Annotated in this window: 8 protein-coding genes and 2 riboswitches; of the genes, 5 read left to right on the forward strand and 3 right to left on the reverse strand. The window is 69.7% G+C overall.

Annotated features, from left to right (window positions below; translation table 11 throughout):
* Positions 1–147: 147 nt before the first annotated feature.
* From glyA to gcvT, 3 genes are all read right to left on the reverse strand, one after another.
* Entirely contained in the window at positions 148–1,425 is a 1,278-nt protein-coding gene (gene glyA, locus ACWIF2_RS38960; RefSeq protein WP_454366231.1) for a serine hydroxymethyltransferase, read from the reverse strand.
* 14 nt (positions 1,426–1,439) lie between these two features.
* Complete coding sequence (gene gcvH / locus ACWIF2_RS38965) at positions 1,440–1,817, reverse strand: glycine cleavage system protein GcvH (protein ID WP_382497136.1); 378 nt, start codon at positions 1,815–1,817, stop codon at positions 1,440–1,442.
* Between the two features lie 124 nt (positions 1,818–1,941).
* Positions 1,942–3,063, reverse strand: a complete 1,122-nt coding sequence (gene gcvT, locus ACWIF2_RS38970; RefSeq protein ID WP_454366234.1) for a glycine cleavage system aminomethyltransferase GcvT — start codon at positions 3,061–3,063, stop codon at positions 1,942–1,944.
* Between the two features lie 38 nt (positions 3,064–3,101).
* Positions 3,102–3,227: riboswitch (glycine riboswitch) on the reverse strand.
* A 1-nt stretch (position 3,228) separates the two neighbouring features.
* A riboswitch (glycine riboswitch) is annotated at positions 3,229–3,329 on the reverse strand.
* A gap of 182 nt (positions 3,330–3,511) precedes the next feature.
* Between gcvT and ACWIF2_RS38975 the strand changes: the two genes are divergently transcribed.
* The 5 genes from ACWIF2_RS38975 (at position 3,512) to ACWIF2_RS38995 (ending at position 9,572) form a co-directional block, all read left to right on the forward strand.
* On the forward strand, positions 3,512–4,180 hold the full coding sequence (locus ACWIF2_RS38975) for an AAA family ATPase (protein ID WP_454366242.1): 669 nt from the start codon (positions 3,512–3,514) through the stop codon (positions 4,178–4,180).
* A 521-nt stretch (positions 4,181–4,701) separates the two neighbouring features.
* Complete coding sequence (locus ACWIF2_RS38980; protein ID WP_454366236.1) at positions 4,702–5,490, forward strand: enhanced serine sensitivity protein SseB; 789 nt, start codon at positions 4,702–4,704, stop codon at positions 5,488–5,490.
* A gap of 164 nt (positions 5,491–5,654) precedes the next feature.
* Positions 5,655–6,455 (forward strand): enhanced serine sensitivity protein SseB C-terminal domain-containing protein, encoded by an 801-nt coding sequence (locus ACWIF2_RS38985; RefSeq protein ID WP_399023464.1) that lies wholly within the window; start codon positions 5,655–5,657, stop codon positions 6,453–6,455.
* 343 nt (positions 6,456–6,798) lie between these two features.
* On the forward strand, positions 6,799–7,797 hold the full coding sequence (locus ACWIF2_RS38990; protein WP_454366238.1) for an ABC transporter permease: 999 nt from the start codon (positions 6,799–6,801) through the stop codon (positions 7,795–7,797).
* An 8-nt stretch (positions 7,798–7,805) separates the two neighbouring features.
* Positions 7,806–9,572, forward strand: coding sequence for an ABC transporter substrate-binding protein (locus tag ACWIF2_RS38995; protein ID WP_454366240.1), 1,767 nt, complete (start codon positions 7,806–7,808; stop codon positions 9,570–9,572).
* Positions 9,573–9,611: the final 39 nt, after the last annotated feature.

Here is a 9,611-nt window from a genome sequence, read left to right on the forward strand (position 1 = left end):
GTTGGGTGTGTGTCTGGGGGGCTGGTTTAGGTGTAAAACCCCCCGGGGCAACCCTGTACGAGGGGGGGGGGGGGGGGGGGCCGGGCCCCCCCCCGGCGGGGGGCGGGCGCGGCGCCTCGAAAGGTTTCTTCGCTACTTGTGCAGGTGCTACTTGTTCAGGCCCGGGTACAGCGGGTGCCTGTCGGCCAGGGCCTTCACCCGGGCCTTGAGCGCGTCCGCGTCGGCGGCCCCGAAGGGAGAGGGCGCCTTCAGCGTCTCGGCGATGACGTCCGCGACCTCCGCGAAGTCCTCGGCCGTAAAGCCCCGGGTCGCCAGGGCCGGCGTGCCGATCCGCAGACCGGACGTCACCATCGGCGGGCGCGGGTCGTTCGGGATCGCGTTGCGGTTGACCGTGATGCCCACCTCGTGGAGGCGGTCCTCGGCCTGCTGTCCGTCCAGCTCCGAGTGGCGCAGGTCCACCAGGACGAGGTGCACGTCCGTGCCGCCGGACAGGACGTCCACACCCACGGCCCGGACGTCGTCCTTCACCAGACGCTCGGCCAGGATGCGGGCACCCTCCAGCGTACGGCGCTGGCGCTCCTTGAAGTCCTCGGAGGCCGCGACCTTGAACGAGACCGCCTTGGCCGCGATCACGTGCTCCAGCGGTCCGCCCTGCTGACCGGGGAAGACAGCGGAGTTGATCTTCTTGGCGAGTTCGGCCGTGGAGAGGATCACACCGCCGCGCGGGCCGCCCAGCGTCTTGTGGGTGGTCGTGGTCACCACGTGCGCGTGCGGAACGGGGTTCGGGTGCAGCCCCGCCGCCACCAGCCCGGCGAAGTGCGCCATGTCGACCATCAGGTACGCGCCGACCTCGTCCGCGATCCGGCGGAACTCGGCGAAGTCCAGCTGCCGCGGGTAGGCCGACCAGCCCGCGACGATCAGCTTCGGCCGGGACTCCTTCGCCAGCCGCTCCACCTCGGCCATGTCGACCCGGCCGGCGTCGCCGACGTGGTAGGCGACGACGTCGTAGAGCTTGCCGGAGAAGTTGATCTTCATGCCGTGGGTCAGGTGCCCGCCGTGCGCGAGGTTCAGACCCATGATGGTGTCGCCCGGCTTGAGCAGCGCGAACATCGCGGCGGCGTTGGCCTGGGCGCCGGAGTGTGGCTGGACGTTGGCGTGCTCGGCGCCGAACAGCTCCTTGACGCGGTCGATCGCGATCTGCTCGACCACGTCGACGTGCTCGCAGCCGCCGTAGTAGCGGCGGCCCGGGTAGCCCTCGGCGTACTTGTTGGTGAGGACCGAGCCCTGTGCCTCCATGACCGCGACCGGGGCGAAGTTCTCCGAGGCGATCATCTCGAGCGTGGACTGCTGCCGGTGCAGCTCGGCGTCGACCGCGGCGGCGACGGCCGGGTCGAACTCGTGCAGGGACGTGTTCAGGACGGACATACGGCTACGCCTCCTCAGCCGGCGGAGAACGCGGTGTACTCGTCGGCGGAGAGCAGGTCGCCCGGCTCGTCCGTGACGCGCACCTTGAACAGCCAGCCGCCCTCGAAGGGGGCCGAGTTCACCAGCGACGGGTCGTTCACGACGTCCTCGTTGACCTCGGTGACCTCGCCGGAGACGGGGGAGTAGAGGTCGGACACCGACTTGGTCGACTCCAGCTCGCCGCAGGTCTCGCCCGCGGACAAGGTGGCGCCGACCTCCGGGAGCTGGACGAAGACGACGTCGCCGAGCGCGTTCGCCGCGTGCTCCGTGATGCCGATCGTCGAGACGCCGTCCTCGGCGCCCGACAGCCACTCGTGCTCCTTGCTGTAACGCAGCTCTTTGGGGTTGCTCATGGCCTGGATTCTCCTGTACGCGCGGGAGTGCTGATGAAGGGGACCGCTGGTGAGCGGGGGTGAGATGCCCGGGACCGCGGTGACGGCCCGCGGCCGGTGTCTGCTTCTGGCGCTTGGCCAGTCTCTACTTCTGGCGCTTGTAGAACGGCAGCGCCACGACCTCGTACGGCTCGTGACTGCCCCGGATGTCCACGGCCACACCGGGTGTGCCGGGGGCCGCGTGCGCGGGGTCGACGTACGCCATCGCGATCGGCTTGCCGAGCGTGGGGGAGGGGGCGCCGGAGGTGACCTCGCCGATCACCTCGCCGCCGGTGACGACCGGGTACCCGGCGCGCGGGACCCTACGGCCCTCGGCGACGAGGCCGACCAGGACGCGGGGCGGGTTCTGCTCGGCGCGGGCGGCGGCCTCCGTCAGGGCCTCGCGGCCCACGAAGTCGCCCTCCTTCTCGAACTTCACCACCCGGCCGAGCCCGGCGTCGAAGGGCGTCAGGGAGGTGTTGAGCTCGTGCCCGTACAGCGGCATGCCCGCCTCGAGGCGCAGCGTGTCGCGGCAGGACAGCCCGCACGGGACCAGACCGGCGCCCTCGCCCGCCTTGGTCAGGGCCTGCCACAGCTCGACGGCGTGCTCCGGCTTCACGAACAGCTCGAAGCCGTCCTCGCCGGTGTACCCGGTGCGGGCGATGAGGGCCGGGACGCCCGCGACGGTGCCGGGCAGCCCGGCGTAGTACTTCAGGCCGTCGAGGTCGGCGTCGGTCAGGGACTTCAGGATCCCCGGGGACTCCGGGCCCTGCACGGCGAGCAGCGCGTAGGCGTCCCGGTCGTCGCGCACCTCGGCGTCGAAGCCGGCGGAACGTTCCACCAGGGCGTCCAGAACCACCTGGGCGTTGGAGGCGTTGGCCACGACCATGTACTCGGTGTCGGCCAGCCGATACACGATCAGGTCGTCGAGGATGCCGCCGTCGGCCTGGCAGATCATGGTGTAGCGGGCGCGGCCGGGCTTGACCCCGCCGATGTTGCCGACCAGGGCGTGGTCGAGGAGGGCGGCGGCCCCCGGCCCGGTGACGGTGATCTCCCCCATGTGGGAGAGGTCGAACAGCCCGGCCTTCGTGCGCACCGCGTTGTGCTCGTCACGCTCGGAGCCGTACCGCAGGGGCATGTCCCAGCCGGCGAAGTCGGTCATCGTCGCACCGAGGACACGATGCAGGGCATCGAGCGCGGTGTGGCGGAGTTCTCCTGTACTGCTCATACGTCGGTCGTCTCCAAGGGCATGACGGGCGAGGTCGTTCCTCCCCATCTGTCATCGGAACCTGAGAGGTTCGCCATGACCACACGGGACACGGCTTGCACCTTGGGTGGAGCCACGCCACTCCCCGGACTCCGGAGAAGGGTGCGGCCCGCTTTTCAGATGTGCCTCGCCCGCGCGGTAACGGGGCCTGAGAGATTCAAGGGAGGGACTTGCTCCTTCGGCGCCCCAGCGTCGGACGGTGCTGGGGACTCTCCCGCGCGGATTCAAACGGCCGGTATGCAGTTGGCGCGCACATCATTGCACGCATCGTCGCGGGGTGGCAGGGGGACCACCCTGTAGCAGGCCTGTTGCAGGAAGAGGACTAAAACCAGAGACATCGGGCATTACCTTCTCTTTACACTCGGCGGGCATGGGACTCCGTACCTGGCCCCAGGGGAGGACGATCACGGTGAACAGGACCACCGCGTACGCCACGACATCGGGCATCGCGCTGCCCGAGCAGCCGACCGCTCCGGTGCGCGCGGCCTGCGGCCCGCAGCCGGTGCCGGTCGTCCGCGATCTGCGCGAGCGCGCCGGCCGCGGCCCGCACGCGCTGCTGTTCGGCCCCCGCGACCTCGTCGTGGTCACGGGCCTGCCGGGCAGCGGCAAGTCCACGCTGATGCGGCGCACCGTGCCGGGCCGGCGCATCGACTCCCAGGACACCCGCGACCACTGGGACCGCCGCATGCCGCGCGCCCTGCCGTACGCGGTCTACCGCCCGCTCGTCCGCCTCGCCCACTACGCCGGGCTGCGCCGCGCCCTGCGCACCGGAGAGGGCGTGGTCGTGCACGACTGCGGTACCCAGGCCTGGGTCCGCCGCTGGCTCGCCCGTGAGGCCCGCCGCCGGGGCGGCACGCTGCATCTGCTGATGCTCGACGTCACCCCCGAGCAGGCACTGGCCGGCCAGCGCGACCGCGGCCGCGGCGTCTCGCGGTACGCCTTCCTGCGCCACCGCGCGGCCACCACCCGCCTGCTGCGAGAGGTGGAGCGCGGCGAACTCCCCACGGGCTGCGGCTCGGCGATCCTCGCCGACCGCGACGCGGCGAACACCCTGCACCGCATCGCCTTCGCGGGCTGACGGCCCGGGCCCGTGAACCGGCACGGACGGTGAGGGCTGTCCGCGCGGCCGGCGGCTCTGGTCACAGGGCCGGCGACAGTGGTCGGTGAGCCGTGTTCGTGGGGCCGGCGGCCTTGGCTGGCCAGCCGTGTCCATGGGGCTGGCGGCGCTGGTGGGTGGGTCGTGTTCGTGGGGCCGGCGGTCTTGGTTGGTCAGCCGTGTCCATGGGGCTGGCGGCGCTGGTGGGTGGGCCGTGTTCGCGGGGCCGGCGGTCTCGGTTGGTCAGCTGTGTCATGAGGCTGACGGCCGCGGATGGTGAATCGTGTTCGGGGGGCAGGCGGCACCGGTCAGTGGGCCGTGTTCATGGGCTGGCGGCGCTGGTCAGTGGGCTGTGTTCATCGGCAGGCAGCCGCGGCCGCTCAGCCCGAAAGCGCGGGCCGGTCGCCCCTGGCCCCGCGTCGTGGTTCACGGGGTGGCCGTCCCCCGTTCCCGAGCCGCTAGCCTTTGGGCCACAGCAGTGGTTTCAGGCAGGCGGTAGGCAGATGGACTTCCCGGCGGACTTCTCCGCGGACTTCCCGGCGCAGACGCAGACACACCCGCACGGCGGATGGCCCGGCAACGAGCTGGAGGAGGTGCTCTCGGCCTCCCTCGGCGCAGGCCCCTCGGCCGGCGGGCGGATCGTCGAGGTGCTCGGCCGGAGCTTCGTGTGGATCCCGCTCCCCAACGGCGGCGGCCCGCAGAGCGGCCCGCTCGACCTCCCCGGCATCGAGATCGACGGCCAGGCGTTCGTACCGGTGTTCAGCTCCGAGGAGCAGTTCCGCCAGGTCGTCGGCTCGCACATGTCGTACACCATCGCGCCGGCCGTGGAGTTCGCCCGCGGTCTGCCCCCGCACGCGGGGATGGCCATCAACCCGGGCGGAGTCGTCGGCATCCCGCTCCCGCCGCCCGCCGTCGCCGACCTGTGCCGGGCCGGCCGGACCCCGCTGGACGGCCCCGCGAGCGGCGGCCGGGTCCGCCTCTTCGAGCCCGACTGGCAGGACGACCCGGTGGACTTCCTCGCCGCCGCCTCCGCCGAGTTCGAGGCGATCGGCGTCGTCCTCACCGCCCGCCGCTGCCTCGCCGCGATCGAGACCGCCGATCCGGTGATGTTCGTCGGCGTCGAACTCTCCCAGTGGGAAGGCGACCTGCGCGCCCTCCCCCTGGAGGCCCTCACCCGCGCGGTCACCAAGTCCCCGGCCCCCTGGCCGGTCAACCTGGTGCTCCTGGACGTCGCGGAGGACCCGGTGGGCAGCTGGATGAAGGACCGGGTCCGGCCTTTCTACCAGCGGTAGGGCGACGCGCTGAGGGGCGCGGGGCTGTGACACCATGCGGCTCCGCCGCGTGGGCGCGACAAGCCACAGACGGACCCGCACCCGCCGGACGAGGGCAAGTCCCGAGTCGGCGGGCGGGCTTAAGCTAGGTCACGGTCGAGGCGTTGTACGAAGGGGCGGTAAAGGTGAGCGCGAGCGGCACGGCCGCGGCCGGACAGGTCGAGCACATGCTGCGCCAGGTCACGCCCGGGCGTTATGACGCCTACGAGGCCCTCCTGCGCGCGCTCGCGACCCCGCACAGCGGCCAGATCTGGATGCTCCTGTGGCACGGCCAGGCCGGATCCCCCGACGCCCAGTACGGAAACATGGAGGTCCAGGGCTGCGGCTACGCCCCCTGTGTGACCTCCGCCCAGGAGCTCTCGGCGAGCGGCTGGAACCGCAGCTACGAGGTCGTCGACGGAGTCGACGTGGCCCGCGCCCTGTACCCCGACCACTACGGCCTCTGGCTCAACCCGCACGCCCCCGGCGGCGGCGTCGGCATCCCCTGGCTCGACCTGCGCCGGATCGCCACGGGCCTGGACCGCCAGCCGGCCGGACCCCTGCGGCTGTCCGAACCGGCCATCGAGATCCCGCAGTTCTACGCCCTGCTCGCGCAGAACGCCCACCGCACCCCGGCCGTCCGCTCGCTGCGCCGCGCCTGGGTGCAGCCCGCGCTCGGGGCGCCGTACCTCGCCATCGGACTCGACGTCTACGACACCTCGCCGCCGGCCGTGGATTCGGTGCGCGCGATGATGCAGCAGTCCCTCGGCGCCGTACCGGACGGGCTCCCTGTCTCGACCGTCGCGATGTCCGACGAGCACGACCCGGTCGCCATGTGGCTGCGCGCCGGCGCACGCCCCTTCTACGACCGTGAGGCCCACGCCACCGCCCCTGTCCAGGCCCCGGTCTCGGGCTACGGATACCCCCCTGCCCAGGGCAGGTACTGACCCGTTCGCAGGTCCCCACGGAGGCCGTTCCCGGACCGCCCCCGAACATGACGACCGTTCAACTCTCCGCGCGTAGATAAGGGTGAATGGGGCGGAGATGTCCTAATATGCCCCTGACGCAGCGCGTCCGACCGCTGTTACCCGTTGTCCGGATAACGGAACCCTGCAGACAGCATCACGTTTACGCATCCTTTCACCGCCAAGTCTGGCAACAGATCGCCAAAGCGTTGAAGACTCCCCGCAAGACACGGGCCGGGTCGGTCTCGTGTACGAGACAAACAAAACCGCTACAGCGGCAGCCAGGGGGTCGGCGATCGCCGGCCCGAGAGGGGTCAATCGCACCGTGACCGCACCCATCGAGACCACCGGGGCGGAAGCCGGAGCACAGCCCGAGGCCGTGCTCTCCGGGGTCAAGAAGAGCCAGATCGAGGGGCGCTCGCTCACCCAGATCGCCTGGATGCGCTTCAAGCGGGACAAGGTGGCGATGGCGGGAGGCGTCGTCGTCGTCCTGCTCGTGCTGATGGCGGTGTTCTCCAAGCCGATCCAGTGGATCTTCAACCTCGATCCCAACAAGTTCAACCAGGACCTCATCGACCCGGCGCTCCTCGCGCCCAAGGGCGGCTGGGGAGGCATGAGTTGGGACCACCCCCTCGGCGTGGACCCCCAGTACGGCCGGGACATGCTCGCCCGCATCATCGACGGCTCCTGGGTCTCCCTCCTGGTCGCGGGCGGCGCCACGCTGCTGTCCGTGTGCATCGGCACCGTGCTCGGTGTCGTCGCCGGGTACTACGGCGGCTGGATCGACAGCGTCATCAGCAGGCTGATGGACACCTTCCTGGCGTTCCCGCTGCTGCTGTTCGCCATCTCGATCTCGGCCTCGGTGCAGGACGGCTTCTTCGGTCTCGACGGCCTGCCCCTGCGCATCTGCGTGCTGATCTTCGTGATCGGCTTCTTCAGCTGGCCGTACATCGGGCGTATCGTGCGCGCGCAGACCATGACCCTGCGCAAGCGGGAGTTCATCGAGGCCGCCACCAGCCTTGGAGCACGCGGCCCGTACGTCCTGTTCCGGGAACTGCTCCCCAACCTCGTCGCGCCGATCCTCGTCTACTCGACGCTGATCATCCCGACGAACATTCTGTTCGAGGCCGCACTGAGCTTCCTCGGTGTCGGTATCGCTCCGCCGCAGGCTTCCTGGGGCGGCATGCTCAGCAACGCTGTGGATCTCTACACGGCTGATCCGCAGTACATGTTCGTGCCCGGACTGGCGATCTTCATCACCGTCCTGGCCTTCAACCTGCTGGGTGACGGGCTGCGTGACGCCCTCGACCCTCGCAGCAAGTGATCCATCGAATGAGGGGGCTTCCTCAGGTGAAGACGAGAAGGGTGACCGCCGGCGTTGCGTCGGTCCTGGCACTGTCGCTGGGTGCTGCCGCGTGCGGCGGCGGAGGTGACGACAACGACGGGGGAGGCAACGGCAAGAAGGACGCCGCGCTGAACTCGATCGTCAACGCGTCGAGCAAGAAGGGCGGGACGGTCTCGTACGAGCACTCGGACGTGCCCGACTCCCTCGACCCGGGCAACACGTACTACGGCTGGGTGCAGAACTTCTCCCGCCTCTACGGCAGAACGCTCACCACGTTCAAACCGGCGGCGGGCAAGGAAGGCCTGGAGGTCGTGCCCGACCTCGCCGAGGGCCTCGGCAAGTCCAGCCCGGACGCCAAGACCTGGACGTACAAGCTGCGTACGGGTGTGAAGTTCCAGGACGGCACCCCGGTGACGTCCAAGGACGTGAAGTACGCCATCGAGCGTTCCAACTTCGCGCCCGAGGCGCTGTCCAACGGCCCGACGTACTTCAAGGCGTACCTGGAGGGCGGTGACAAGTACAAGGGTCCCTACAAGGACAAGTCCGCCGAGGGCATCAAGTCGATCGAGACGCCGGACGACCAGACGATCGTCTTCAAGCTGAAGCAGCCGTTCGCCGACTTCGACTACCTGGCGACGTTCTCGCAGACGGCCCCGGTGCAGCAGTCCAAGGACACCGGTGCGAAGTACGTGCAGGCCATCCAGTCCACGGGCCCGTACCAGTTCCAGTCCTACGAGGAGGGCCGTAGCGCCACCCTCGTGCGCAACCCGCAGTGGGACGCGAAGACGGACCCGGTCCGCAAGGCTCTGCCGGACAAGGTCACGATCAAGTTCAAGGTCAACCCGGTCACGGTCGACAACGACCTGCTGTCCGACAAGATCACGGCTGACGCGGCCGGCACGGGTGTGCAGCCGCAGACCCAGCCGAAGGTGCTGCGCGGCAAGTACGCCGACCAGACGGACAGCTCGTACGCCGGTGCGACGCAGTACATCGCGCTGAACGTGAACGTGAAGCCGTTCGACAACGCCGACTGCCGCAAGGCCGTGCAGTGGGGCCTCGACAAGCAGTCGGTGCTCGACGCCATGGGCGGTTCGCCGAAGGGCGACGTGGCGACCACGCTGCTGCCGCCGTCGGTCAACGGCTACACCAAGTTCGACACCTACGCGACCGAGGGTCACAAGGGTGACGTGGCCAAGGCCAAGGCGGCGCTGAAGGCGTGCGGCAAGCCGAACGGCTTCAACACGATCCTGACGGCCCGTTCCGACCGGCCCGCCGAGGTCGCGCAGGCCACGGCCGTCCAGGCGTCGCTGAAGAAGATCGGCATCAACGTCGAGATCAAGCAGTTCCCCTCCGGCAAGTACTTCTCCAACTTCGCCGGTGTCCCGAGCTACGTCCACGACAACAAGCTCGGCATGCTCTCGATGGCGTGGGGTGCCGACTGGCCGACCGGCTACGGCTTCCTCGACCAGATCATCAACGGTGCGGCCATCAAGCCCTCGGGCGGCAACAACCTGATGGAGCTGGACGACCCGAAGATCAACAAGGCCCTGACGGACGCGATCGCCAACACCGACGACGCGGCCCGCACCAAGGCCTGGGGCGAAATCGACAAGATGGTGCTCGACAACGCCTCGGTCGTTCCTGTCATCTACCGCAAGAACCTGCTGCTCAGGCCGACGTCCGCGGCCAATGTCACGGTCACGCAGGCCTACCTCGGCATGTACGACTACCTGCTGATGAGCTCCTCGAAGTAATCAGCGGGCCGGATCCTTTCGAAAGGCAGGTGAAGGCAC

Source organism: Streptomyces sp. NPDC055506, from assembly GCF_053643595.1.